Annotated in this window: 29 protein-coding genes; 6 read left to right on the top strand and 23 right to left on the bottom strand. The window is 39.8% G+C overall.

Annotated elements, in window-relative coordinates; all coding sequences use genetic code 11:
* Window positions 1–20: 20 nt before the first annotated feature.
* The 4 genes from rsmH to LBN07_01820 all read right to left on the bottom strand — a co-directional run bounded on the left by rsmH (window position 21) and on the right by LBN07_01820 (window position 3,027).
* Window positions 21–953 carry a 16S rRNA (cytosine(1402)-N(4))-methyltransferase RsmH gene (gene rsmH, locus LBN07_01835; protein ID MDR0850204.1) on the bottom strand — a complete coding sequence of 311 codons (933 nt, stop codon included), beginning with the start codon at window positions 951–953 and terminating at the stop codon, window positions 21–23.
* Complete coding sequence (locus tag LBN07_01830; protein MDR0850203.1) at window positions 943–1,374, bottom strand: division/cell wall cluster transcriptional repressor MraZ; 432 nt, start codon at window positions 1,372–1,374, stop codon at window positions 943–945. The genes rsmH and LBN07_01830 overlap by 11 nt, the downstream gene beginning before the upstream one ends.
* A 389-nt stretch (window positions 1,375–1,763) precedes the next feature.
* Entirely contained in the window at window positions 1,764–2,312 is a 549-nt protein-coding gene (locus LBN07_01825; protein MDR0850202.1) for a hypothetical protein, read from the bottom strand.
* Between the two features lie 10 nt (window positions 2,313–2,322).
* Window positions 2,323–3,027 (bottom strand): metallophosphoesterase, encoded by a 705-nt coding sequence (locus LBN07_01820; GenBank protein ID MDR0850201.1) that lies wholly within the window; start codon window positions 3,025–3,027, stop codon window positions 2,323–2,325.
* A 173-nt stretch (window positions 3,028–3,200) separates the two neighbouring features.
* On the opposite strand from LBN07_01820, the gene LBN07_01815 reads away from it, so the two are divergent.
* Window positions 3,201–3,839, top strand: a complete 639-nt coding sequence (locus LBN07_01815; GenBank protein MDR0850200.1) for a hypothetical protein — start codon at window positions 3,201–3,203, stop codon at window positions 3,837–3,839.
* A gap of 39 nt (window positions 3,840–3,878) precedes the next feature.
* On the opposite strand, the gene LBN07_01810 is transcribed toward LBN07_01815, so the two are convergent.
* The 6 genes from LBN07_01810 to LBN07_01785 all read right to left on the bottom strand — a co-directional run bounded on the left by LBN07_01810 (window position 3,879) and on the right by LBN07_01785 (window position 11,123).
* Window positions 3,879–5,123 carry a hypothetical protein gene (locus tag LBN07_01810; GenBank protein ID MDR0850199.1) on the bottom strand — a complete coding sequence of 415 codons (1,245 nt, stop codon included), beginning with the start codon at window positions 5,121–5,123 and terminating at the stop codon, window positions 3,879–3,881.
* Between the two features lie 72 nt (window positions 5,124–5,195).
* Entirely contained in the window at window positions 5,196–5,771 is a 576-nt protein-coding gene (locus LBN07_01805; GenBank protein ID MDR0850198.1) for an MBL fold metallo-hydrolase, read from the bottom strand.
* Window positions 5,772–5,805: 34 nt separating this feature from the next.
* Window positions 5,806–8,730, bottom strand: coding sequence for an ATP-binding cassette domain-containing protein (locus tag LBN07_01800; protein MDR0850197.1), 2,925 nt, complete (start codon window positions 8,728–8,730; stop codon window positions 5,806–5,808).
* A 60-nt stretch (window positions 8,731–8,790) separates the two neighbouring features.
* Window positions 8,791–9,315: a YgjV family protein gene (locus LBN07_01795; GenBank protein MDR0850196.1), complete on the bottom strand. Its 525-nt coding sequence runs from the start codon at window positions 9,313–9,315 to the stop codon at window positions 8,791–8,793.
* Between the two features lie 41 nt (window positions 9,316–9,356).
* Window positions 9,357–10,277, bottom strand: coding sequence for a nucleoside kinase (locus LBN07_01790; protein ID MDR0850195.1), 921 nt, complete (start codon window positions 10,275–10,277; stop codon window positions 9,357–9,359).
* Between the two features lie 9 nt (window positions 10,278–10,286).
* Window positions 10,287–11,123 carry an SDR family NAD(P)-dependent oxidoreductase gene (locus LBN07_01785; protein MDR0850194.1) on the bottom strand — a complete coding sequence of 279 codons (837 nt, stop codon included), beginning with the start codon at window positions 11,121–11,123 and terminating at the stop codon, window positions 10,287–10,289.
* 247 nt (window positions 11,124–11,370) lie between these two features.
* On the opposite strand from LBN07_01785, the gene LBN07_01780 reads away from it, so the two are divergent.
* Window positions 11,371–12,207 carry an RluA family pseudouridine synthase gene (locus LBN07_01780; protein MDR0850193.1) on the top strand — a complete coding sequence of 279 codons (837 nt, stop codon included), beginning with the start codon at window positions 11,371–11,373 and terminating at the stop codon, window positions 12,205–12,207.
* Between the two features lie 47 nt (window positions 12,208–12,254).
* Here the strand turns inward: LBN07_01780 and LBN07_01775 are convergent, their stop codons facing one another.
* Both LBN07_01775 and LBN07_01770 read right to left on the bottom strand, forming a co-directional pair.
* The gene (locus LBN07_01775) at window positions 12,255–12,395 is read right to left on the bottom strand and encodes a zinc ribbon-containing protein (protein MDR0850192.1); all 141 of its coding nucleotides are present in this window, start codon (window positions 12,393–12,395) and stop codon (window positions 12,255–12,257) included.
* Between the two features lie 63 nt (window positions 12,396–12,458).
* Window positions 12,459–13,214: a hypothetical protein gene (locus tag LBN07_01770; protein ID MDR0850191.1), complete on the bottom strand. Its 756-nt coding sequence runs from the start codon at window positions 13,212–13,214 to the stop codon at window positions 12,459–12,461.
* 201 nt (window positions 13,215–13,415) lie between these two features.
* Here LBN07_01770 and LBN07_01765 point away from each other — a divergent pair, with 201 nt between their 5' ends.
* The 4 genes from LBN07_01765 (at window position 13,416) to LBN07_01750 (ending at window position 17,224) form a co-directional block, all read left to right on the top strand.
* Window positions 13,416–13,673, top strand: a complete 258-nt coding sequence (locus LBN07_01765; GenBank protein MDR0850190.1) for a co-chaperone GroES family protein — start codon at window positions 13,416–13,418, stop codon at window positions 13,671–13,673.
* The gene (gene groL / locus LBN07_01760; protein ID MDR0850189.1) at window positions 13,673–15,232 is read left to right on the top strand and encodes a chaperonin GroEL; all 1,560 of its coding nucleotides are present in this window, start codon (window positions 13,673–13,675) and stop codon (window positions 15,230–15,232) included. Before LBN07_01765 ends, groL begins: the two co-directional genes overlap by 1 nt.
* A 134-nt stretch (window positions 15,233–15,366) precedes the next feature.
* Window positions 15,367–16,434 carry an NAD-dependent epimerase/dehydratase family protein gene (locus LBN07_01755; GenBank protein MDR0850188.1) on the top strand — a complete coding sequence of 356 codons (1,068 nt, stop codon included), beginning with the start codon at window positions 15,367–15,369 and terminating at the stop codon, window positions 16,432–16,434.
* 100 nt (window positions 16,435–16,534) lie between these two features.
* On the top strand, window positions 16,535–17,224 hold the full coding sequence (locus LBN07_01750; GenBank protein ID MDR0850187.1) for an RluA family pseudouridine synthase: 690 nt from the start codon (window positions 16,535–16,537) through the stop codon (window positions 17,222–17,224).
* 44 nt (window positions 17,225–17,268) lie between these two features.
* Here the strand turns inward: LBN07_01750 and LBN07_01745 are convergent, their stop codons facing one another.
* From LBN07_01745 to scfB, 11 genes are all read right to left on the bottom strand, one after another.
* Entirely contained in the window at window positions 17,269–17,730 is a 462-nt protein-coding gene (locus LBN07_01745) for a hypothetical protein (protein MDR0850186.1), read from the bottom strand.
* A gap of 48 nt (window positions 17,731–17,778) precedes the next feature.
* A complete protein-coding gene (locus tag LBN07_01740; protein MDR0850185.1) occupies window positions 17,779–18,474 on the bottom strand; it encodes a DNA alkylation repair protein in 696 nt (231 codons plus the stop codon).
* Between the two features lie 4 nt (window positions 18,475–18,478).
* Window positions 18,479–20,797: a hypothetical protein gene (locus LBN07_01735; GenBank protein ID MDR0850184.1), complete on the bottom strand. Its 2,319-nt coding sequence runs from the start codon at window positions 20,795–20,797 to the stop codon at window positions 18,479–18,481.
* 117 nt (window positions 20,798–20,914) lie between these two features.
* Window positions 20,915–21,826 (bottom strand): hypothetical protein, encoded by a 912-nt coding sequence (locus tag LBN07_01730; protein ID MDR0850183.1) that lies wholly within the window; start codon window positions 21,824–21,826, stop codon window positions 20,915–20,917.
* 31 nt (window positions 21,827–21,857) lie between these two features.
* The gene (locus LBN07_01725) at window positions 21,858–22,097 is read right to left on the bottom strand and encodes a cell division topological specificity factor MinE (GenBank protein MDR0850182.1); all 240 of its coding nucleotides are present in this window, start codon (window positions 22,095–22,097) and stop codon (window positions 21,858–21,860) included.
* 7 nt (window positions 22,098–22,104) lie between these two features.
* Window positions 22,105–22,890 (bottom strand): septum site-determining protein MinD, encoded by a 786-nt coding sequence (gene minD / locus LBN07_01720; protein ID MDR0850181.1) that lies wholly within the window; start codon window positions 22,888–22,890, stop codon window positions 22,105–22,107.
* Window positions 22,891–23,007: 117 nt separating this feature from the next.
* Entirely contained in the window at window positions 23,008–24,033 is a 1,026-nt protein-coding gene (locus LBN07_01715; GenBank protein ID MDR0850180.1) for a rod shape-determining protein, read from the bottom strand.
* Between the two features lie 268 nt (window positions 24,034–24,301).
* Window positions 24,302–24,571: a 50S ribosomal protein L27 gene (gene rpmA, locus LBN07_01710; protein ID MDR0850179.1), complete on the bottom strand. Its 270-nt coding sequence runs from the start codon at window positions 24,569–24,571 to the stop codon at window positions 24,302–24,304.
* A 1-nt stretch (window position 24,572) separates the two neighbouring features.
* The gene (locus LBN07_01705) at window positions 24,573–24,896 is read right to left on the bottom strand and encodes a ribosomal-processing cysteine protease Prp (GenBank protein MDR0850178.1); all 324 of its coding nucleotides are present in this window, start codon (window positions 24,894–24,896) and stop codon (window positions 24,573–24,575) included.
* A 25-nt stretch (window positions 24,897–24,921) separates the two neighbouring features.
* Window positions 24,922–25,227, bottom strand: a complete 306-nt coding sequence (gene rplU, locus LBN07_01700; GenBank protein ID MDR0850177.1) for a 50S ribosomal protein L21 — start codon at window positions 25,225–25,227, stop codon at window positions 24,922–24,924.
* A gap of 200 nt (window positions 25,228–25,427) precedes the next feature.
* Window positions 25,428–26,780 (bottom strand): thioether cross-link-forming SCIFF peptide maturase, encoded by a 1,353-nt coding sequence (gene scfB, locus LBN07_01695; protein ID MDR0850176.1) that lies wholly within the window; start codon window positions 26,778–26,780, stop codon window positions 25,428–25,430.
* Between the last annotated feature and the right edge of the window lie 138 nt (window positions 26,781–26,918).

Below are 26,918 nucleotides of genomic sequence, written 5' to 3'. Positions count from 1 at the left end.
CCTTTTTTATTTTGTTTTTGTCATAATTTTTCGCAGATTCTTAACTTTGCCGAGCTGCTTCGTTTGTTTTGTTCTGTTTCTTTCGGGTTAGCTTCTATAGGTTTTTTGTTTATGAGTTTCACGCTTGCCTTGTGCTTGCACACGCATATCGGCAAATTTTTGTCACATAAGCAATCCGTGCTTTCTTTTCTAAATATATTCTTTACAATTCTGTCTTCAAGCGAATGAAAGCTTATCACGCAAAGTCTGCCGCCTGAATTCAGACTTGTTATCATATCTTCAAGACACTTATCTAAGTCTTTCAGCTCATGATTGGTTTCAATTCTCAAAGCCTGAAATATTTTTGCCACACTGTTGTTTTTAAGCTGAAGTTTAATAGGTACTGCGCCTTTTATTATATCCGCAAGCTGCACGGTTGTTTTGATTTCTCTTTCTTTTCGCTCACTTACAATCTTTTTTGCAATCCTGCGGCTTAATGGTTCCTCACCATATTTAAAAAATATCTTTGTGAGCTCTTCTTCGCTATAGGTGTTTACTATATCTTTGGCACTAGTTTTGTCATCTCTATTCATCCGCATATCAAGCGGGCCGTCTTGATTATAACTAAAACCCCTCTCACTGCTGTCAATCTGATGGGATGATACTCCCAGGTCTATAAGCACACCGTCAACGCCCGTTAAATTTAAGTCCTTCAAAATCTGAGCATAGTTTTTGAAGTCGCTTTTGATTATATGAGCCTTGCATTTGACATACTTTAGTTTTTGAGTTGCAGCGGCTATAGCCTCGGCGTCTTTGTCAATACCCACAAATGTGCCACGCGAACTTAATTTGTTTATAATGCCGCAACTGTGGCCCGCTCCGCCCATAGTGGCGTCAACATATATGCCGCTGGATTTTATACTAAGAGCCTCAATGCACTCATCAAATAAAACCGGTATATGCCTAAATTCCATATTTGCCCAGCTCTTCTACTATATCGTCAAAGTTTACGCTACCCTGTTTTTTATACTCCTCCCACCGCTCGGCGCTCCAAATTTCGGCACGTGTGCCAACACCCACAAAATATACTTCCTTTTTGATGGCTGCCGCGTCTCTCAAGCTTTGCGGAAGCAGGAACCTCCCCTGATTGTCCTCAGCAACTTCATAGGCTGATGAATACAAAAGCCTCAGCGGCTGTTGGAGATTGCTACTGAACATTGGAATTGAAGAAGTTTTGTTAAGAAGTGCTTCGAGCTGTTCGTGAGAAAACACAAACAGACACCCGTCGTTTCCGCGCGTGACAACATAACCTGACCCTAGTTCTTTTTTGAACTTAGGCGGCAGGCGCAGTCTGAATTTTTCATCGGCCACATGCTTAAACTCTCCGCTTAACATAACTCTCCTTTTAAAGCGCTCATTTACTTGAGACAAAACCCTCACAATTTACGCTTCTTGACAGAACTGACCTAAAATAGAAAGGGCCTATTCTGACGTTACGGATATTGTAGCATAATTTTTGACCACTTTCAACCACTTTTGACCACTTTTAAAAAATTTTGTGCACATGCACAAATCATAAAAATACCTCACCCTTTCCCTCTTTTCTCCTCTATTATAGCGGTGCAATAAGTATCACTGAAAAATTCTGCAGACCACAAAGTAGATAAAACACATTTATCTATTTTTACATTAAATTAGGTTTTCACGTTTGACCAATATCGCCGGCAGGTGCATACCCGCAAAAAACCTCACCGTTTGGTGAGGTTTTTAAGTTGAAATATTGATTATCTGCGGTTTACATATCTTATAATCTGCTCAAGAGTAGCTGCAATTACTTCGGAGTTTCCGCCTTGGTTATATACGCTCTCGGCATAAATAAAGTCGGCAAAGGTTTTTAGCACATCAAAGCTTACGGTTTTGTTGCCGTTCTGGGCATATATACAAATTCGCTCAGAACAATATTCCTTAAACGAGCGCAGGTCAATCTCAAAAAAGTCGGCATAAGCACTGTCTATGCTTGCGTCGCCAGTCGGAGCATAAAATCCGTCTACCAAAACCGCTCTTTTAATATTTGACTTATGACGCAAAATAAATTTTACCAAAAACACCGCAGCAATTCCGTGACAAACAAAAGTGGTATCTTTGGTTATAAGCCCCGCATCCAAAAAGCCTTCAAGAACTTTCTCCCAATTTTTGTAGTTCATTCCCTGAACAGTAGGCAATGTCGGCACATAAACTTGTCTGCCGCGCTCAGCAAAGTATTTGTTTACTTTGTCAAAAGTAGCTCCGTAAAAAGTTTTTTCCGTTCCGTGAAGTATAAATATGTTTTTCATATGCTCCCCCTTAAATTTCTATTTCTATCAGCTTATTTTGCAGCAAGTCGCAAGATGTCAGGTAGTATGGTATGCCACTTTTAACAAGTTTGATTGGATTTTTTATATATTTTGCCCCATGCAAATGCCCATATATAACACTGTGCACACCGTAATCTTCAAGAAGTTTGGTAAATGCGCTGTCATCCTGCCTTTTGTTAAACGGCGGATAATGCATTATGCAGACTATTTTTTCGCCGTTTGTCTGCTGCTCTTTGGCAGCCTTTAGCGTAAGCTCCAGCCTGATAACTTCTCTTTCAAAAATTTTTTGGTTCTGCGGCCCCATAGGTCCGCTACCCTCCGGCACCATCCAACCTCTTGTTCCGCAAAAAATTACATCTCCAAATTTCAGGCAGTCGTTTTGAATGGCATACATCTTTTGCGGCAAAGTACTTCTCAGCTTTGATATGCTACTCCACCAATAGTCATGGTTACCACGTATGATTATCTTTTTGCCGGCGTTTTCTGAAAGAAGTTTTAGGTCAGCCTGAGCATTTTCAAGAGTCATAGCCCAACTTATGTCACCTGCCACTATTACAACATCATCATCAGTAACTTTTTTTCGCCAATCGGCCCATATATCGTCAAGATAATTATCCCAGACCGGCCCAAAAATATCCATAGGCTTTGGATTGTTTATAGACATATGCAAATCACTAATTGCAAAAACTTTCATATATCCATTATGCCACATTTTGGCCTGCTTGACAAGTACTTATATATTATCATCTTTTGGGCACTTTGTAAATACCCATTTTTAAGTGAACGGATATATATATGCGCTGCCCAACCCTCCTTTGTAACAATTAAAAAACAGTTTTCATATATTTAAAAAAGGAGGTATTTTTTATGTCTTATTATACTTGCGGCAACAGCAGAGGTAACTGCCCCGGGCCGCTCAACGGAAACGCACTAAACGGAATTTGTGAACGGGCTGTAATTGAAGTCAACAAAGTTCTTGACGCCTGCATGAAACAAACACAGCTTCAAAATGTTCAGGTTACAATAACAAACCTTACTCCGATAAATCCTGCTCTTCCGCTAACTTTTGTCAGTGCCGGAAATAATGGCCCTGCCGAAATCAGCAATCTTGTGGTTGACAGACTTCTTGACAAACCAAACTTTGCAAGAGTTTCCGCCAATGTTACAATTCCGATAACAATCAGCTATACTGACGCCAACGGCGTACCCGGCTCGGGTGAAGGTATACTTACGTCAAGCCTGGATGTGGTCTTATTTGTTCCGCAGCCTGCAATCACACCATATTCAATAGAAGTTTTCGGTTCAATCAACGGCGCAATCGGCAATTTTGTTGAAGGCAGCACATTCTCAATATCGTGTTGTATGACAGTTGTAGCTAAAGTTGTGGTAAACGCCGACATTCTCGTTCCCACCTACGGTTACAGCACTCCGCCCCAATGCAAAGACTACACCCAACAAATATGCAGCGGTGCAATGAGTCTTCCAATCTTCCCATCAGCACTATAATAAAAAAACACCTTTAGGTGTTTTTTTCTCTTAAAATTCCTAAATCAAAGTTCCGGTTTTATCGCTATATCCGTTTTCTTTTATCCAGTTTCGGTTGCGAGCATACAAATCCTTGGTTTCTTTGCAAAAATATTTATACAAATCAGTTTCCTTAATGCTTTCAAGCTCCATTAATTCCTCAGTATTATTATATTCCATACTTGTTAAGCGATATTTTTCCGGATCCATATCATATAGATTATCAGTAATAACTCCTTTCTTTTCAGCTACTTCCTTATTACTTTTACATTCTCTTCTTGAAAGAGTTGCCAGACCCGTTCCCAATTCGTCGTCACGAGTGACACTTAAGCGGCCATATTTTTTAACCGATTTTTCTATCAACTCATCAACATGTTCATCAGTATGTATTATTGGTCCATCCTGATTCAGTTGTTTAGGAGGATCCCAACAACCCCACTTTAACAGCATATCCGATATAGTACCGTTGGCGTACTCGGGAAAACTTCTTTTTATTGATGATACAAGATTATATAAGCTCCTGTCACGCTCGCGTAGCCCTGTGCAATCTTTAAACCAATTCCCATTAGTTTCAAAATCAGGAAATTCAGGCTGATGAAGTTTATACTTTGCGTATGCCACTGCATCTATATCCATGTAGCCTTTACTGAAATACCATCCATGGCTCTTAGCATAAGCGTACTGTGACATGTCATTTCTATACGCATAATTCCAAAAATTAGTTATGTCGGAACGCGCCTCTCTCAATATGTCAATACAACCGCCATTTTCCTGCGCAAGTTTGTCTACATAACCTATAAAACCCTCTTCATCTCTAAAACGCATACCGCTGTCATAGGATAAACCTGTTATGGCCTCTACATAATCATTCTTCTTAAAACCCGTCGGAAAGCTGGAATTACGGCTGGAATTTGTCAAATCTTTATGAAACAAGTCGCCTCTTTCAACCCTGATAACCCCGTCATAATCTAAATGATTAATCAGCCCCATAAATAATTGAATATTTTTCTCTTCCCTTAGGTGATTTTGGTTAGGGTCATAAGGATAGCCTGTTATTTCTTCTATGCGAGCAGCCAACAAAGAGGCAAAGGAATGCTCAGCAGCATCGCCGTTTGCGGCTGTTTCCGCCAAAGCTTCACGTCTGACCTGCCCCCTAAATCTGCTATAAAGAGCCGGATTTCTGGTTCCTAAATCTCTAATAAATCCGTCAGCATCAAGACACCTTAACAGTTCTTTTTTAGTCCTTTCTTCGCTTATCTTTTTCATATTGCACCCCCCTATTATATTATACTTTATAAGTGCTGTTTGTCAAGATTGAATTTTGTTACGGATTGAATTTTAAATACTGCCTCCCGAGCCATGCCCCGGCAAAAACTGATGCCCGCTATATAGCTTTTTCAGTTTATCTAAAGACCTAATCAAATCATCTTCGTTTGAAGTGGGCAAATCAAATCTTCCTACACCACCCTTAAACAATGTATCCCCCGTAAACACAACGCCGTCAATTTCGAAACTCACACTGCAATCGGTGTGCCCCGGTGTAAAAACTATGTTAATCGGCAAATCCAACAAATCAAGCTTGCCCTCACTCAAAATCCTCAGATCTTTTTTGTCCGCATCACTTATAAACCTAAGTCCGAAAAAAACGCTGCAGTTTGTGTCAGGTTTATGCAGCTTATCAATTGCATTTTTATGCAAATAGCATTTAGTATTAAAATGTTTAAGTATTTCAGATAAGCCTCTCATATGGTCATAATGCCCGTGCGTAAGAATTACACCGACAACTTCTAAGTCCCCTATGACCTCGCAGAGCGCTTTTATATCAGCCGCAGCATCAACTACTACGGCTTTATCATTATATTTTATAACGTATACATTACACAAGCCTTTAACAAGATTTATTTGAATTTGCATATTTATTCACCTAAACGTATTATTATAAAAGTTTTTAAATCTTCTTTATGGCATCAACCGGCCGCATGCGGCTTATTTTTATCACCGGAATAAGCGTTGCAATAAGCGTAATTATCCCGCAAGCCACCAATACAAACACCAGCGGAGAAACACTGACTGCAAGCAGCGAAATTTTTGTAATAACATTTGACTGTAAAAAGGTTTGAAGGTTGTCTATAAGCAAAGCATTCACGGCCCACACTCCAACAAACATTAGTAGCCACGCAAAAGCCACAGTGATTGCTGCGATAATAAATGCCTCTATCAAAAATATCTTGCTCACATCTATGCCGCGTGCCCCGATTGCCCGCAAAATTCCTATTTCCTTTTGTTTATTAATTACACTCAGTGATACAAAGTTAAACAGCAATATTGTTGAGAATATCCCAAGAATAAGTGCTAAATATCTAAAAATTATTGCAAAAATATCAAATACCTGAGCTATCATATAAACAGTGTTGGATATTCCGCTTTCATGATATATATAGTGGTCATTGGCAAACTTAAGCATAGCTTCGCTGGTATGCACTGACGAAGGCAGTGTTATATACATACCCTTAATCTGATAATCCTCGGCAATCAAAGGCTCTACGACTTCATCGGGAACCCATCCCAAAGCACCACTCGACACAAGACGCCTAATACCTTGCAACGCGTAAGCTAATGTCGCGGGTGTTGTTGGCATATCTTCAATTATTTGCTCATCGTTAAGTATTCCAACCACAGTATAAACAGTTTCACTCAGCGGCGGGTCTTTTTCACTGAAAGGTTTAAAATTACCTACAGTAAACTGTCTGGGAGTAAAATCGTTATGTATATCATAGATACCGTTTTTGAGTAGTTTTGATATGTCGGTTGCAAAAATACTGTCATATCTTTGAGCCGTTAGAATAATAGGATTTTCAATACTTGTGTCACTAAGTCTCAGCAAACTGTCCTCAGTCAAATAGTCGTTGTCATATAAATCAGTTTCACTATAATATTTGAGCAACTCTCCGATTTTAATAATTCCAAGATTTCCAGGCGTACTCTGCGAATACTTTGGCTCACTGCCAGACATGCTGTATGCCTGAATTTTTACGTTCTTAATGCTTGAGGTTGCTTTGTTTTGCACAACATATTGATTTATATACTCCGTGTCTCCCGCTATCATAAGTGAATAATAGTTAACTGCGGCATCTACATAATCATAATAATCAGGGTTCTCTGAAAAATCTTCTGAATTTTTAAAAATATTTTCCCACTTTTTATAAAATCCTGTCTGGTCAATAAATCCTGTGTCTATAATTCCGCTTATGTTTATATGAAACCCATTTGGGTCGGTAAATCCATTTTGATAAAGCATAATCAAATTGTGAACATAGTTGTAATCATCATTAAGAGGATATAACATATCAGGACGCTCATCCATCTGATAAACAAGCAGGCACCAAGCCAGATAGTCAGTAATAAGCACTTTGCCGTCTATGCTATCCTGCTCAGTCGGATATCCTCCAAAAGTAAAAGGCACGCTAAACAGCGGCGGAAACGCCGGAATTGTAAGATATTCTATCTCTGTCTTACCGGGTTTCAAATAATATTTTTTGAGCTGCTCTTCACTCATCACAACCAAACCTTCGCTTTCACTGGTAATAGGGCTTGAAAGCGTCTTTCCAATAAGCCTTTTTAGCATATCTCTCACATTGGTGATAGAATAGGGCCCAAAACTGATGCCGTTGCCATAAAAATTTATAACATCTTCGTCATCCAAATATTCCCTAATTTTGTTATATGACTGCACATTAAACACTTCAACAGTGTTTCTATTAAAGGTATTATATTGTTCTATATGCTGACCCTGTTTCAAAATTATATTCGTTATACCGTTCTTTTCAAAGCTCTGAGCAGAAGCATATGCTATGTTATAGCCCGAAAAAATCTGACTTAGGCCAAAAAGCGCCAGAGCCACCACCGTCAAAAAAATTGTAACAATCAATCTGAACTTTTTGGTCTTAAAATTTGACGCACCGATTGACGCAGCAAACCTATTGGGAAGACGTGATTTTATCAGCTTAAACCCGTCGGTCTTTTCTGTTTTGACTTCGCCGGTATTGCTGAACGAGTTGGCTGTCGAATGTTGTATTGTAACCTTGCCCTTACTTTTTTGTATAGTCTGATTAAGTTGTTCAATTTCAGTGCCATTAAGAACTCTGGATTTAGGAATTGAAATTACGCCGCTATTTATCTCAAATTCATTTTCAGATGCATTATGTTTTGTTATATCACTTATAACAATCCCGTCAGCAAGCTCAATTATGCGGTCAGCATAACGTTCGGCCGAATCGCGGTCGTGACTTACTATCACTACCAGCTTTTCTTTTGAAAGCTTCCCAAGCAAATTAAAAATCTGAGCACTAGTTGCGCTGTCAAGGTTCCCGGTAGGCTCATCGGCAAAGATTATTTCAGGCTCCTTAACAAGTGCCCGGGCAATAGCCACCCTCTGCTTCTGCCCTCCGCTCAGTTCATTGGGCTTTCGTTTTTCAAACCCATTAAGCCCCACCTGATGCAATATTTTTCCGACGGCTTCTTTTTCAGCTTTTTTGCCCTGAAGCCTGAGTGACAGTGCCACATTATCATAAACGCTGAACTCATCCAAAACGTTATACTCTTGAAAGATAAACCCCAGATAAGTGTTTCGGTATGAATCATAATCCTGTCCGCTGAAATCTTTATTGCTTTTGCCCTTTATAATAATCTGTCCGCTGTCAGGTGAATCAAGTCCGCCCACAATATTAAGAAGCGTACTTTTTCCGCTTCCTGACTTGCCAAGTATAAAAACCAGACCGTTATCAGGGAATTGTATGTTGATCCCTTTAAGGGCAGCAGACGCTGTCCCCTTCTTACTTTTATAGGTCTTTTTTATGTTTTTAAGCGTAAGCATAACCCCTCCTTAAACGGATATCGGACATAAAAGAAACTACTGTTTAAGTATATCAAACTATCATAATTTATCCAAACCTATTGTGGTGTATTGTGAATTTTTTCCGTATTTTATGACAGAAACAATACCCGCCGCAATCATAATACCCTCTTGCAAAACACCCACATACAGCCCAAATATTAAATTAAATATCACAAATAAAACTGAGGATACTATAGCACAGACCCGCAGCACATCTTCACTATTCTGCCACATTCCGTAGGTGAACATAAGTAGCCCCAAAAGCGGAAGCAAGTCAAGTGTAGACTTAAAAACTATTATAACGGCGGCTATGGTCAAAACCTCAAATAAAATCAAAAACCAAATATTGGGACGAAAGCGCCTTAGGTCAAACACAAAAAACACCGTCGTTCTGACAGTTGCAACAGCCACCCCCACAAAGGGAGCAAAAGCTCCGGCAAAAACAAAACTTAAGCAATAAAAAATATTTGCCGGAATTTGACAAAGTAGCATCTTTACTTTGTTTTTGCAAAACAAACTGAAAGCGGAAAACACCAGCGCCAGAACACCAAAAATTAAACTCATATCATACTCTATGCCGCACTTAAACAAAAAACGCCTATAAACTATAGGTCGTCATTTTTATAAAACTCTCTGACCAAGCTGTCTGAAGGCACCAGAGTTCCATCTATCGTGCCCACAAAATTAAGCTTGCTGAGCATGGTTTTGGCAAGTGAATTGTCAAGAGGAGACAGTTGTTTTATTGCTATATTTTTATACATAAGCGGCTCAAACAAATGTGTTGTGTCAAGAAAATATTCAACCAGATGCATATGTGGCCGTATATATATATCCTCACCATGACACACATCCGCCCACATGGTAACAGTCCTGAGAGGATTGGTATTCCGCTCGCGGCTATCCCTTATTATACGCCTGAACAGTCTTAATTCTCTTCCGCTTATAAGCGGCTTATCATTATAACTGAACACAGTATTCGTCTGAACATACACTCTAAAAAACTTGTCACTGTCAAGGGAACCTATAATCAAAGGGTTAAGTGCGTGTAGCCCCTCTATTATTACAACATCGTTGGGCTTAAGCGAACAAATTATCCACTTGTCAGAGCGCCTTCCAAGCCTGAAGTCAAAGATAGGCAACGCAGTTCGGTTCTTAAATAAAATTTCATTGAGGCACTGCTGCACACAGTGAATATCAAGCGAATAAACCGTTTCAAAGTCGGGCTTACCGTTGGGTTTCAGCGGCAACTCATCCACCGAAAATAAAAAATCATCAAGGGATATTACAAAAGCATTTATGCCTCTGCCAATAAGCCCCTGCTTAATTTTATATGCCGAAGTAGTCTTTCCGGCAGACGACGGACCGGCCACAAGCACAATCTTTTTGCCCCCACCTATTATACTATCTACAAGCCTTGTGATTTGATTGGCATAGTTGTTTTCAGACTGCCTGATAAGGTGTCCTATATCCTTCATGGCCAAATCGTTCACTTGCTCTATTCGTGCCTGATACTTTTCAGATTCCATAACCTTTCCTTATTTTTCATCTTTGGGGTCTTTTTGTTTTTTCGGCTTTCTGCCGTCAAAAATTTTGCCCAAGATTTTATATACCGTTTTTAGTCTGAATATACGGCTGGCCGCATAAAGCGTTTTATATCCCCCGCCAATTAAAGTATAAGGTTTGGGGTCTTTTTTAAGGCTTATTTTATAAACAATTTTTGCAATCTTGATAGGAGGCATACGCGTTGAAGCATCCTCGTTTATGCACATGGTTGCATTTTTAACCCGTTCTCCATACCGCTCGTTGGTTTCAAAGCTCTTAACTCGGTTTGTGCCAAAGTTTGTGGCAACATCCCCCGGACAAACCGCAACCGACCTTATGCCATAAGGCTTAAGCTCAGCATCAACTGATGCTGACAGCGAATTGAGGGCCGCCTTGCTTGCCGCATAAAAGGCCCTGTATGGCATGGGGAAAAATCCCACGATGCTGCTTACATTAATTATTTTGCCTGTTTTGGGCATATACGTAAGAACATTACGTATGCAGTTTAACGCACCAAAATAGTTTACGTCAAATATTTCTCTTGCCACCTCATCTTTGATGATTTCGGTAGCTCCGCTCACGCCGTAACCTGCGTTGTTAATCAAAATATCAATTTTTCCAAACTTCTGATTTATCTGCGCAAAGACATCGTGCACCATCTGATTGATTGATACGTCGCACATATAAAAGTTTTTTACTCCACCCACAGGCTTTCTGGCCAGCACCACAACGGTGTCACCGTGCGCAACAAAATATTCGGCACATTCCTTGCCTATTCCGCTTGTTCCGCCGGTAATTACAACTACTCTCATATCTTCTCCCGTTTTCATAATATTCCCGCCTCTTTCTTCTTTCTTTATTTTATAATATTAACCTTTTTTTTGCAACCAAATTGGTGAGATTTAACAAAACACACTCTTTTCTTCTTTATTAAATCGTCGTTTTACGTTGTAATTCAACTGAAGCGAATAAAATATCGTGCTTGCACAGATATATGCGAGCGAAGATGAATTTCAAGACAACCTATTATGGGTTGATTTGATTGCAGTTATTAAGTGGTTGTGTTATATTATACCTATGATAAAACTTATAGCCTCAAAAAACGAATACATAGCCAAACTTCTTGTGCATGAAGGTCTTCCTTTTTCGGCTGTAAGCAAACTGCTTCGGAAAAAAGATATTAAAATAAACGACAAGCGTATCAATAAAAACATAAAAGTAAACCAAGGCGACGAAATTATAGCCTACGCCGAGCCGCCAAAACGCTATGAGGTTGTGTTTGAGGACCAAAATATAATAATTGTGAACAAGTCTATGGGCATAGCTACGGTAGGCGAAAACAGCCTTGAAACCCTTCTCAAACAAAATGAACCTAATATCACAGCTTGTCACCGCATTGACACCAATACAGCAGGACTTGTGATTTTCAGCAAAACCACTGAGGCTCATAAAGAAATTCTGGACGCTTTCAAAAAAGGACTTATAAACAAATATTATCTGGGGTTGGTGTCCGGCACTCCAAAAGAAAAGGCAGCAACGCTTAGTGCGTATCTCACAAAAGACGCCGAAAACTCGGTTGTGACAATATCTCAAACAAAGACGCCTGACAGCAAATCCGTCAAAACAAATTATGAACTACTCAGCAGTTTCGGTGATATTTCAGCGCTTAAAATTCAGATTATAACAGGACGCACACATCAAATCAGGGCACATCTGGCTTTCGCGGGTTACCCGGTTTTGGGTGACAACAAATATGGAGATCGCATAATCAACCAAAAATATCATGTGCACAAACAATGTCTGTGCGCATATAAGCTTGAGTTTAACTTTAACGGAACACTAAAATACCTAAATGAAAAAACCTTTGAAATAAAGCCTTACTTTGCCGATCTTTTAGCTGACATAAAATTTTAAACATAAAAAATATTGCCTACCATCGGCAATATTTTTTTCACACACCATTAATGCTTGTTGAAAGTGGTGTTTCCGCACCGGGGGCATGGCGGCATGGTGTCGTTTGCCCCAAGGTCTATTCTCTGCCCGCAGTTGCGGCAGTTATATACTCCGCCTCCGGGGGACGTTCCGGTAACTATCTTTTCCATAATCTCCTCCTTAGGAGTAGTTTATGCAAAAAATCAAATTTTAAACGGACATCAAAAAGCCCGCTAAAGCGCCTTTGCAAGAGCGATATTATTAAAAATCGCTTCAAAATATGCATATTTTATTGCCGCATTAAACTCCAGCCCCCAATACCCCCGCTGAACAAGAGCTTCAAGATGCTCCAAAGTTTTGTTTAAATAACTAACAACAAGCTTTATCTTATTGTCTTTTATATCTGATATCTTCTCAATGTTTTGCTGCACCAACTCCATACAGTCTTCAATAGCACCTTTTGCACCGATTGTATCTATAACCCCCTGATCATAATCTATTGATGTTTGATAAAGCGACTGATAAATTTTCTTTAAATCCCCTATAGCCGCCACAACCTCATCAGCGTTTCCGCCAAACTTAAAACTGATGGCAGGAACACTTATATTTATGATACCAGCACTTCCCCCCAGCTTTTCTTTTACGCTGGTGGCGTCAGAGAAACTGCTATACATAGACGCATATATAAAATAATCCCCCTGCTGATTTACATAGCCAGCTCCACCCTGATTTTGTATGCTCTTTGAAAGCGCCTCTGCCTCCGGCTTTCCGCTGACTTGATAGAAGCATATTCCATACATTACGTATCCGTTAGTTCTTACATTTCCGCCATAAAATATGCTGGATTTACTCATAAGCGTGCTTGAAATAAAATCCGCTATGTTCAAAATTACAAAAAACGAAAGTCCGGCTAACGCCAAAATAAACAGCGTGCCAAGCACCCGTGTTTTTTGCGGTTTATTTTTCTTACAACAAATCCTGTGTGTCATCAAATCTTGAAAATCCTCCGGCCTGCGTTTATAATTATATTGGATGTGACAAGTATATAATTACTTCTATAATATAAAAATACGAAATTCTTTAGGCTTTTATGAATATATTACAAAAACCGAATATCAATATCACATCAAAAAAGTCAACAGCGGCAGTATCAAGTGTGACACTCAACCGCCGCAAAAGGAGAAAACATTATGAAAATCATCCCTATCTTCAACCGTGTGCTACTTGAGCCCGTAAGCGCCCCCAAACACACACAAAGCGGCATAATTATAAGCCAAAACGATGAGGACATTAAATACGGCAAAGTGCTTGAAAGTGCCGATGCAGTTTTTTCAATCGGCGACCTTGTGCTTTTTGAGGAGCACACGGCATACAAGGTTATGCTAAAAGGCATGCCGAAATACTTAATCAAAGCAATAGATATCTTGGCTAAAATGGAGGAAGAATAATGGCAAAACAAATTTTAAGCGGTGCTGACGCCAGAAGCAGTATCATAAACGGTGTCAATAAAGTAGCGGATATAGTAAAGCTTACTCTGGGACCAAAGGGCAAAAACATTATGCTTGACAGAGAATTTTTGCCGCCCCTTATCACCAACGACGGAGTAACTATTGCCAAAGAAATAACACTGAGTGACCCATTTGAAAATATGGGAGCACGCGTTATTCAAGAGGTATGCACCAAAACTAATTCGGTGGCGGGCGACGGCACCACCACAGCAATAGTTCTGGCACAAGCAATCTTAAACGGAGCTCACAAGCATATAGCAGCGGGAGTCTCTCCAATAGAGCTGAGCACAGAGCTCAAAGACGCCTGCGCTGAGTGCGTTAAAATTCTTGATAAAATGAACATGCCAATTAAAAACACCGACATTGAGAAAATCGCCGCAATATCATCAGGCGACCCTGAAATCGGTGCTCTTATTGCAAGCGCAAAACAAAAAATAGGAATGGATGGCGTCATTACACTTCAAGATAGCACAAGCGAACACACCGAGCTCAGCGTAGCCGAGGGTATGCAGTTTAACAAAGGTTATGCTTCGCCCTACTTCTGCACAGACGAGAAGCTGCAAGTAGTTTTTGACAACTGTCTTTTGCTTATCACCAGCGGCAAGATAACTTCCTTCGGTCAGCTTCTGGGCGTTCTTGAACAAATTGTGGCCGGAGGTGAAAAGCTCGCTATCATTTGTGACGACATTGAAGAAGAAGTTTTATCAACCCTGGTGCTAAATAAATTGAGAGGAACCTTTAACTGCGTGGTTATAAAAGCACCCTACTTTGCCGACAAGCGCGAAGCCTTTTTAGAAGACCTCGCAGTGCTCATCGGCACCAAGGTCATAAGCCACGCAACAGGCACAGATTTGCGGCAAACAAACCTAAAAGACCTTGCCCGACTCAAACAGCTTAAGGTTACAGCCGACAACACCACAATATTGCCGCAAAACGTAGATAAAAATGCTCTTGACACACGCATAGCCCAAATAAAGACACAAATTGAGTGCGCCTCAAACGATTTTGACCGAGATAAACTAAAGGAGCGCCTCAGCAAACTCTCGGGAGGCGTTGCAGTAATTTTTGTAGGCGCACACACTGAGGTTGAACAAAAAGAAAAAAAGCTAAGAATAGAAGATGCCGTCAATGCAACAAATGCAGCAATAGAAGGCGGTGTTGTGGCAGGAGGAGGTGTAGCACTGCTGAACTGCTCACAAACTCTTGATAGTTCTCCTGCTAAAAACATCTTAAAGCATGCTTTGCGCGCACCCATAAAACAAATTTTGCAAAATGCCGAGATTGAGCCGGGAATTATCAAAGAAATTCTGGATAAAAATGATCCCGAATTTGGATTTGATGCAGGAAGCGGCAAACTTTGTAATCTAATTGAGCATGGCATAATTGACCCGTGTAAGGTCACTAAAACAGCTCTTACAGGCGCCGTAAGTGTAGCACGTACGCTTATTACAACCGAGGCTATGATAACCGACTTAATTAAACTCCCCTCTTCTTCATAAATTTTATCTTTTAAAAAATAAAAAGACATACAAGAAAAATGTTTGACAATACAACAGAATTACCTATATAATACAAAATACATGTTTTTTATAAATTAAAAGATTTTGTTAAAAAAATAATCTGCGGAGAGAAAATGAAAGATAATGATATTCATATAGTGACCGGTGCTGCGGGAAGAACGGGATTTCCTTTGTGCCTAGAACTAATTAAACGAGGGGCAAAAGTCAGAGCCTTGGATATAGTAGAAAACGAAGCAACCGAGCAGCTTAAAGCTTTGGGATGCGAGGTTGTTTATTGCGACGTAACCAATCCGCATAATATAGACCAAGCTTTTGGCGGCGGAACATTTGTATATCACTTAGCGGGAATCGTATCCATTGAAAGCAAGCCCACCAAACTGCTTGAGGAAGTTAATATAAAAGGAACACAAAACGTAATTGACGGCTGCCTGAGGCATAATATAAAAAGGTTAATTCACACCGGTTCGGTGCACATGCTCGAAACAGACAACAAAACCGGCATTATTATGGAGCCGAACAGGTTTAATCCCGACACAGTTTACGGAGGCTATGCAAAATCAAAGGCAATAGCCGCCAATTTGGTTTTGGATGCCAAAGAAAAAGGACTTGATGTTGTGCTAGTTCTACCTTCCGGAATTATAGGCCCTTATGAATTTACAAACTCCAACTTCGGAGAAATGGTAGCACAGGTAGCAGACGGCAATTTGCGCATCTTTATCAAAGGTAAATATGATTTTGTAGACGTACGTGACTTGGCCTGCGCATTTTGCGATTTGGCACAGAAAGGTGAAAATGGCCAAAGTTATATAGTAAGCGGCAATGTTATTACAGTAAAAGAAATGATGAACATCGTAGCGGAAACTGCCGGAATTAAAAGAATTAAGCATTTTGTTCCTCTTTTCTTAGTGAAAATGTTTGCCGGTATTGCCGAAAAACATGCCTTAAGAAAAAAACGCAAACCCACATTCACACCCTATTCAATGAAAGTATTGCAAGATAACTGTAATTTTTCTCATGCTAGGTTGACCAAACTCACAGGATATACTCCGCGACCGGTTGAAGAGTCTCTCAAAGACCATACCAAATTTTATATGGCTCAAAAGGCCAAAATAACAGACAATAAAAGTAAGGGGTCTATTGTTCTTCTAAAAAGCTCACCGGCACAAAATATTTTGAAATAAAACCCGACAGCAGCAAATTACCCTCCCCACGCAAAAAGCGCGGGGAGTTTTTACTTGCAATAATCTAAAGTTTGCGATATACTGTTTTCAGAGGTATTTTATGCCAAATATTATATATGAGGACAACCATATAATTGTGGTGATTAAGCCCCAGAATATGCCTACGCAAGAAGATAACAGCAAAGATTTGGACCTTCTTAGCGAAATTAAGGATTATATCAAACAAACCTATCAAAAACCCGGCAATGTTTTTGTGGGACTTGTGCACAGACTTGACCGCCCCACGGGCGGGGTTATGGTTTTTGCCAAAACCAGCAAAGCGGCTTCTAGGCTTAGTACAGGAATTAAAGACGGTAGCTTTGAAAAGACTTATCTTGCGGTAGTCACCGGAAAACCCAGACTTGGTTACGGCAGACTTACCCACTATCTTAAAAAAGACGAAAAAGAAAACATGGTGCGTATAGCCACGCAGCTGGAAACTGGCAGTAAGCTTGCCGAGCTTGATTATCGCACGATTGACACAAAAAACAAAATGAGCTTGATCAAAATAAACCTGCTTACCGGCAGAAGCCATCAAATACGGGTGCAGATGAGTGCAATAAAATGCCCTGTTGTGGGCGACACAAAATATGGAGAAGTTAAAGCTTCCACCCCTCTTGCGCTCTGGGCAGCCATACTCAAATTCAATCATCCAACAACGGGCAAGCGTATGAGCTTTTGCGTTTTTCCTCCGCAGGATGCTCCATGGAACAGCTTTAATATTAACACAACGCTTAATATAGACAGCTAAACAAAAAAACAGTGCCAAACACTGTTTTTTTGTTTATTTGAACATCATTTAAAAATAGGTAAATCCTCCCAATTATTACATTTAGGATTTCCATTACTATCAAGCAAATCATATGTTCGGTCAAAAAAGAAATGGGGGTCAGGCTTATGTTTTTCGCCTGTTCTTTTGCTATAGCCATTATTCCAATCATCCTGTCTTTTCTTTAATAATGGGAACATTTCTTTTGCACTTATGATATAACATTTGAAGTCAGCTAAATCTACAAATATATACCAAATGTCCATTTTGATTTGTTTTTCTTTTACTTCACCTGTCATTTTCCATTGATGGGACGAATTGGTTAAAGATTTTTCTTTAACTTGAATAAGAACCGTTTTACCTGTTTCGGGGTTGGCTGCCAAAACATCAATATCTTTTGTATTCTTGCCTGTAATCGTGGCAATCATACCGCGTTTAGTTAACTCCGCCGCTACAAAAAATTCTCCTGCTATTCCGTTACTTGCCATGCAAAAATACTTCCTTATTTTTTATTGTTCTTTAAATTAAATAAATATTTATATATTACTCTTTTTAAGTGTCAGCAGCATCTCTTTATCTTCCAAGCTTACTCTAAGACTCTCTCTGATTTTTTGAATAGCCTTGTTGTGAGTGAACCTGTCAAGCGGACTATTTTTTAAAAACTTCAAAGTTTTTTCTTTTTGTTTAATAAAAGCATCCGATATAAGCCAAGCCTGCATCATTCTTACATAATATTCTTGGCTTTTGATATCCCCCGCAAGCTTCAAAACTTGGTCTATATGACTATCATCAAGATATTCTAAAAACCCGCACAACCCAAACCTTACACTAAAAGCCCCGCCGCCAAGCAGGTTAACAAAAAAATCAAAATAGCCTTCATAATCTTTTTTAACATTAATTTTGCTGCACACAACATCGTTAATGGCCCAATTATCAATATATTGAATAAATTCCTTCAAAAGCTCCCGTTTTTTTAACGGCGGCAGTTTTGAAACCGCAACAACCAAACCTTTTGTCATGACAAGCTCAAAATATCTTTTGTTGTCAAGCACAAAAAATCTTTCAATATCACATTCCGTCGCAATTTGGCGAGACAAATTATGCACAATTTTGCTGGGCACACCAATTATATGATATTTGGTAGGAATAAGCTTTCTATGAAAATCCCCAAGTCCCGGCTTTTTGTTTGTTTCAAAATATTCTATTAAATCATTCGGATTATATATATCCATATCTTCACCTGTGTGCGGACATAAAAATCAAAGCTAATTCGTTGCTGAAAATATGCTCATCTATGCTGCCGATAGGCAGTGCCTCGGCACGGTTAATGATATAATTCTTTCCGTCTTTAAGCAAAGTGTCCAGCTTATAAAACCTGATTTTTGAAATAGTTGTGGTATAATTCTTTTCCCCACCAAGCTTTATGTTGTCAAATTCCACTTCAGTCAGCAGATTGGTGCTATTATTAGCCTTAACCATTGTGTTATACATATCCTCCACGCGTCCGTTTAATTTATAGGTCAGCTTTTGAAGGCGGGTGATAAACATATGTGCGTTTACAAACATTCCCGCAAAGCTATCTACCCACACAGCGTTTGGCGCAGAGGCCCTAAATTTTGGGAAGCCCAACTGATTTATACTAAGGTGCCCTATCTGGTCTTTCAAAAGCTCCGCGTCAATATCAAGCGGGTTTACTAGTGCTATATAATAATCTTCGCTATCCAAAATATAAGTTCCGCTTATGTGCAAAAGCTTTTTCTCAACCAGCTTAAAGGTCTCATAAAGCCTGCCGTTTTTATATTTTCCCCAAAGAAGACCCTCTGCCAAAACCCCCAGCAAATTGTGGTTAATAATGAGGTTTATAAATTGCTGTTTGCTATATTTTCGATTGTTTAAAAAGGTATGATAAAAGCGCTTATTTTGAAAGTTAATCTCTTTTTGAAGCTTTGTGATATATTCCTTTAGGTTAATATCTTCAGCAATCAGCCCCGCCGAAATTCTGGCACTTTTATTTGTTTGGGCGTTTAGTGCCGTAACCTTGTTTTTGACGATAACAATTTTGAGCTTCCGCCGGCCTAAATCAAATATACGCTGCCCCATATTCAGCCCAAAGTCATCCGCCAGCTCGTCAAAAATTTCCTCTATGTTTCGGCCTGAGTTTACAGAATATATCTCAAGCATTTTATCAAGATATTTTTGTGCTTTGCCGCCAAGCCGAGCTTTCAAGTTTTTAATAAACCCGATAGCATCATTTCGCAAACTCAAAACTACACAGAGAACAAAATATTCGGCTATCTTTTGGTTTGCTTTATATAATCCTACAACTGTGTTTAACATTTCACTTAGCATATCGCTTGAGCCCAGCACCGCAATAAGCCTCAGTGCCCACTTACTGCTTTCAAGTGTATCCCTCTCAGTTGCCACTTTATATACAATCCGCGCAAGTGCCCGCTTGATATTTTCGTCCACAAACTTAAACCTATCGCTCATAAATTTCAGCATCGCTTCACTCTCAAGGCTTTTAAAGCTTTCCATAATATAGGTCATAACCTTATCGTTATTAATGTTTTCTTCTTCAAAATATCTGGTAAGCCTTAGCCCATAAAGCCGCTGTTGAACTTTGTCTGTTGTTTTCTCGACTTCATCAAAAAATTCGGCTTTGGATGAAAACTTCTGTGACTTTTCAAAATTAAGCTCTTTTTGAATAAATGTCTTTATTTTAGCATTTGTTGTGTTTTGATAGATATTAAGAATAAGGCTGTCCACCTCAACGCTGCCCTTAAAGGTGCTGAGTAGCATAAGCGCTCTCAAAGCACGGTTGGGGTCCTGATCATGCAGCTTGCGTTCCAAAATTTCCAATGCCTCGGTCTTGTGATGTATAATAAAGCTCCTAATCTCACCCGCCATATTAGTCTGCTGCAAAATAAACCCATCAATAAGCGCATTTATCGTTCTGAATTTGTCAATCGACAAAAAGTAATCAATTCCCTGCAAGCTCCTGCTTATATCAAAATATTTAAATATATCCTCCTCACCGTTTTTAGCAAAGACTTTCATATACTCACTGAGCGGTGCCTTATAATTAAACAACACACTCTTGCCGCTTGATTCAAAAATCTTGACAAAAAAAGGCATAAGCAGGTTTCGGTCAATATCACAATACTGAATAATTTCAACAAATCTATCAAAATAGCGCTGCTCAATGGTATATTCTCCCACGCTTTTATAATGCATACTTCCGATATGCGGCACAAAAAGCCTGTTTACAAAAGCACATATATTTTCATACGCCTCACAGCTCAGCAAAAACTCCACAAAATTTTTAAGCACACCCTTATAGTTTTGCAACTGAAAAATACACTCGCCAAATTCAGCAAGCTTATTAGGAAGCGGTGCTCCGTCAAGTTCATCCTTCGCTTTTTTAAGGATTTTATTATCCCCCTTGTCAAAACCTATAAACTCAATCAATTCTTGAGTTAAACTATCACTAAAAGCGCTACCAAGCACCTCCCTCAAATAGCTTTCAAAATCCTCCATACTCTTAAGTATCTTCATATTTTTATCCTCACCAACTAAACAATGCTTAATTTATCAAAGTCTTGTTACTTCGTAATGATATCACACTTGTGTTCAAAAACCAAACGTTTGGCACAAAATCTGTGTTTTTCATAGCTATTTTGGCCCTTTAACACCAAAATTTCTAAAGTCCACTTCACCGATTGCAATGTTTGGAGAATAACCTGAACAAACCTTTTCCAAGTCGCTTTCATAAAGCTCGCCCAAAAGAGCGCCGTTGTGCATTATTAAAAGATGCAAAAAGCTCCCGGCCACGACAAATCCCAGAACTTTAAAAAGCGGCATATCACTTGAAATTATAATTGTTTTTACCTTTGTTCCGCTTTTTTGCTTAAGATTCTTATACCTCAAAAAGTCAAATCCTCTGCCCGGATTTTTATTAATACTTGATACCAAAATAAACGCCCCCATAAATAAATATGTAAGATTAAGTCCGTATTTTAGTGTCACAAAAAATACGGCAAAAAGACCAAGAGAAATCACAATATTCAGCACCGCACAAATTATGCCGGCCGGCCTGGGGCCTGCAAAACGGCTTAAAAGACACGAAATAGCTCTTCCACCATCTAATGGGTGCGCGGGAATAAGATTGACTGCGGCGGTAATTAGGCTGCATAAACAGAATAAATTTGTAAAGTGATATGTTACCGGAAATACCCACCAGAGAGCCAAACAAATAACCACAAGTATGATATTCATAAGCGGACCTGCAAGCGCAATTTTTATTTCATCACTGTGACGCATTACGGAGTTATTCATATTAAGCCTTACACCAAAAGCTGAAACTTTTATATGTCCTGCGCTATACCCCAACCGTTTTGCAGCATACGCATGGGCATACTCATGCAAAAATAACACCGCTATATAGTTAAGGAGCAAAATAAAACTTCCCAGATATATCAGTAGTAGCGCAAAAAGCAAGAACGATAAGTCCAACGATATTTTTATCTGCGGGTGAGAAAAATTTTTACGGACCTGCTCCGGAGCCCCAATACTTGTTTTACCCATAATCTAATTTATGTTTTTAAAAAACAATATATTAGTGATAAATCCCAAAATCCTTAACTCTGCCGGCCTTAGCGGTTATACAAATGTTATACTCTCCGTTTTCGGCTATATTAAAATTTACATGTGTCTCGTTCTGCTTTAAGAAAGCGTAATTACACAAAACTCCCTCAACGTCATTTTTTATAATTCCCAGCAGCCGCGGCGATACCCCCTTTTTGTCACATACCAAAAGCTGCTTCAATCTATTTTTTGTTTTGCCGGCATTTTTCATATCCACCTCATCCAATATTCTTTTTCAGGCTCCGCTTAATTGCCCCAAAAATTCCTTTAAACTGCAGTGTGCAGTCATAAATTTTGTCGGTGTTGTTGTGAAGATTTTTAGCCGACATATTAATAGCTCTAAATGCACCTGCCGAATTTGTTCTGATGAGCCCCGCTGCCATCTTGTCATCCTCCGGAATCACCCCCAGAAGAGGCAGATTAAGTGCCTGCGATATGTCGGTCACCGTCATAATTTCCTTTTCTATAATAAGGTCGCCCCTCACGCGGTTAATAATAAGCCCGATATGCTTAATGCCGCGGCTTAATAAAAGATTAATCACCTTGTCAGCATCTCTCAAACTCGGCAGGTGCGGAGTTACCACTACAATAGCTTCCTGAGCTCCAAAGATAGCCCTCATAAACGGCGCGTCAATGCCGGCCGGACAGTCTATAAGAATATAATCAAAAAAAGTAGCAAGATTATCTATAACCTTCTTGATATTCTCACCTGTTACCAAAACTGCACTGTGTGAGTGAACACTGGGGAGTGTATATAAGTTACTATTCAAAAAATCTTGTATCAGGGCCTGACGCACGCGGCAGCGATTTTCAATGACGTCCACAATATCAAACACCACCTTGTTTTCTATGCTCATCACCACATCCAGATTATTAAGCCCAATGTCCACGTCAATTAAAACAACCCTCAGCCCCATCTGAGCCAGATGCATGCCAAGATTGGCACATATTGTGGTTTTGCCAACACCGCCTTTACCGCTTGTAATAACAATCTTTCTCGCCATAGAATTCTCTCCCTTAAAAATATTATACAGACAAACTTAAAAAAAATAAAGGGGCGAACACCCCTTGTTTTTATTTTCTACAAATTGTTACAAACAAACTAATTATTTGCTTTAGGCCTAATTATTATCAATCACCGCTTGCAAAAGTCTTTGGTCATTAATAAGTGCCGCAGCGCCCAAAATAACTGCATTTTCAGGCTGCTCGCTCAGCGTCACCGGCAGATTAAGACAACTCTTAAAATATTGCTCCAGCCCTGTTATCAAAGCTGCACCACCTGCCACAATTATACCTGTGTCAGTGATATCGGCAATAATATCCGGCTTGCAGGAGTTTATTGTTACTTGAACCGCTTCGGCAATTCTGTCATAAAAATAGCATACCGCGGTTTTAACGTCACCTGCACCAATCACATCTGTAACAGGCCTGCTGCTGCTGATATCGGCTCCGCTAAACTCTATATTACTTTTGTCGCTGTCATAAAGACTGCCTATATCCTTTCGTATCTTTTCAGCTGTTGCGCCGCTTATCAAAATATTATAATGATCTTTTATATATTCGCTCACCGATATATCCATCAGTTTGCCGCCAATCCCGATGCTGCACGCATTTAAGATTGTATTAAGGCTGATTACTGCCACTTCAGTAGTGCCGCCGCCTATGTTTACAACGACATATCCCCTAGGTGAAGAAGTTTTCAGTCTGTCCCCCATTGCAGAAGCTATGACCGAAGGTACAAACTGCAGCTTGCCTATACCCGACAAATATATAACCTTTTCAAGGTCCTTAAGTTCTTCATCTGTAACACCGCAAGGCACGCAAACAAGCGCACTGATCTTAGACTTAACTAAAGACGCCGGCACAATCTTCTGAATAAAGCTTTTGAGCATAACAACAGCCAGCTCCATGTTTTTTACGATGCCTTCACATATGGGGCTTACAATCACCAGATTTTCGCCCGTGCGCCCCTGCATCTTTTTGGCTTTAAGTCCCACCTCTATAACTTTCAGATTTTTGCCGCCCGCCTGAATACAAACAACGCTGGGCTCTTTGAGCACTATACCGCTGCCTTTTTTATATATCGTAGTAAAGCTACTACCCAAATCTATCGCAATTTCTATAGCCGCCAAACCCTTCACCCCCATATATGAATATTATATCACTTCTTTTGCCATTCAGGCAAGAAAAATCTCTAGCTATACTCCAGAAATTCCCACGGAATTAAAAAAGAGGCTAAAAGCCTCAAATCATATCAAGATATTCATTAATGAATACTTGTTAAAAGAAAAAATGACGATATAATTGCCATATAATAGAGGTAGCAGTTGTGGACGATGTGTAGGGTGTGTATACAAAGATACATGACTACACAGCGGACACAACTGCTACCTCTAGAACGTGACAAGTATAGCATCATTTTATTGATACAAATTTGCGGCCGCCGTCCTTAGTCTCAAACTTCACAACGCCGTCTTTAAGCGCAAACAAGGTGTGGTCTCTGCCTACCCCAACGTTTGCTCCGGCCTTCATTTTTGTGCCGCGCTGGCGCACCAAAATATTTCCGGCTTTGACAAGAGTGCCGTCGCCTGTCTTTACTCCCAAACGCTTGCTTTCACTGTCTCTGCCATTACGGCTGCTGCCTCCGCCTTTTTTGTGGGCAAACAGCTGAATTTTTATAAACATATCATTTCACCTCCAATTCTATAAAATCTGAATATCCTTCGTATAAATCCTGAACTCCGCAAAGCATGGTATTTAAAATTATATCAGCATCATGCTTTTGTTCTGGGGTTATATCAAAAGGGATTTTAAGGCTCAAAAAGCCTTCCTTACGTTTTAGTGTGGCGTTGATACCAGCAACTCCTACAATACCAAGTACTGCTGTCTGCACAATGCTTGAAAGAGCACTGCAAACTATGTCCTCGCCTTCTACGCCATAACCTGTGTGACCGTCACACTCCAAAAATATTATGTGACCGTCTTTTTTTGTTATTTTTATCTTAGTCATATCTTTGCCTCGCTGAGACTTTCGCTTATTTTATACTAACAATTTTCACGCGAGTAAAGGGCTGACGGTGTCCCTGTTTTTTGCGTTCGTTCTTTTTGGCTTTATACTTATAAACAATTATCTTGTCAGCCTTGCCCTGAGCCACAACTTCAGCTTCGCATACTGCATCCTTGAGTGTGGGTGTGCCGGTTCTGATCTTGTCGCCGTCGCTAATCAAAAGCACATCAAACTTGAGCTTGTCGCCAACCTGACATTCAAGCTTTTCGATATCAATACTCTGGCCTACTTCAACTTTATACTGCTTGCCTCCGGTCTGAATTATTGCAAACATTTTCTCTTCCTCCTATTTTACGGACTCGCTAAGCAAAGGTGACCCAAGTCTTTAAAACCTTTCTTATGCGGTGATAGACCAAATATATCACAATTCGCCGTGTTTGTCAACCAAAAAGCACAGAGGATATTTTATATCCCTCCGTGCTTTTAACACAACAATTCCGCTCAGATTATTATATGTGCATATATTAATGCATATTATTCACACTGCATCATAATGGCACACTCCAGCCGCTTTTTGAATATCTCACAGCTATAACTATGAACGGCACTTACATCTCCTTTGGCATGATAAGAATTTGCAAAACACCCGCCTCCACAATAAAACTTTGCCCAACACGTCTTACACTCGGTTCGCTCATTGATATTGCAGCCCTTAAACTGTTGCTGTTTTTGGGCGTCTTTAATTCCGTCAAATACATTTCCAAGACAATATTCGGGGTCACTTACAAACTGATGGCAAGGATAAATTTCCCCCTGCGGCGTAACTGCCAGATATTCGCTGCCCGCACCGCAGCCGGACAATCTCTTATAAATACACGGACCGTCATTCAGATTTAGGTTTAAATGATAAAAATTAAGAATTTTATTCTGCTGTTTCAGTTCCAAAATTTTATTTGCCAAAATTTCATATTGCTGCTTTATCTTGGGCAAGTCCTCGTCGGTCAAAGCATACGGTGTTTTTGGGGAGCTCACCACAGGTTCCATACTGATTTCATTAAAGCCCAAATCAAACATATGCAAAATATCACTTGCAAAATCTGTGTTGCTATGTGTGAATGTACCTCTTATATAATATCCCTTGCCGCCTCTCTTTTCCACCAGCTTTTTAAATTTTGACACCACAATATCATAACTGCCGGTGTCCCCAAGTGTCCTTCTGAAACGGTCATGGACTGTCTTCCTACCGTCAAGACTGAGCACAAGCGTATAGATTTCCTTATTGCAAAAATCTATGAAATCGTCATTAATGAGCATACCGTTTGTGGTGATAGTAAACCTAAATTCCTTATTATATTTTTTCTCAAGAGTTCTGGCATATTTTATGGTGTCTTTTACAACTCCCAAATTTATAAGCGGCTCGCCGCCGAAAAAGTCAACATCCAAAAGCTTTTTGCTGCCACTGTTTTTTATCAAAAAATCTATCGCTGCCTTGGCTGTGTCAAAACTCATAAGGGCATCCGCTCCGTGATATTTTCCACCTGCGGCAAAACAATAACTGCAATTAAGGTTACAAGTATGTGAAACATGCAAACATAAAGATTTGATATCCTTTTTCATATTTGTCAAGTCCATACAGCCGTTGCACAGGGGGTCAGGTACAAAAAGAAGGTCCCGGCTTTTAAGCTCATCAATTTCACTTATGGCATTAAGTATATCTTTTTCACTAACTTTCGGGTACAGTTTCTGTATCTTTTCTAAAAGCTTCTTTCTGTCAGCTCTTTCATATTCAGTGGTTATGTCAAACGCCAAATCATCCATACAATGGATACTCCCGCTGCCGCAGTCTATCACAATATTTTTGCCGTTTAGTTTATATTCATGTATCATTTCTTTTCTCCCTAGTGGTTGCCGGACCAAAAGTGATGCGGTTTTGCGCAAAAACTTTGTTTTTGCAACGCAGGCACAAAGAGTGCCTGCGCTGGCGCCGCGCTATCGCGGCGCGCAAAACCGCACCCATAATACCCG

This window comes from Christensenellaceae bacterium (assembly GCA_031260975.1).
Lineage (GTDB): Bacteria > Bacillota > Clostridia > Christensenellales > UBA1242 > JAISKJ01.
Note: the sequence above shows the minus strand (reverse complement) of the source record. Positions and strands in the feature narration are given on the sequence as shown.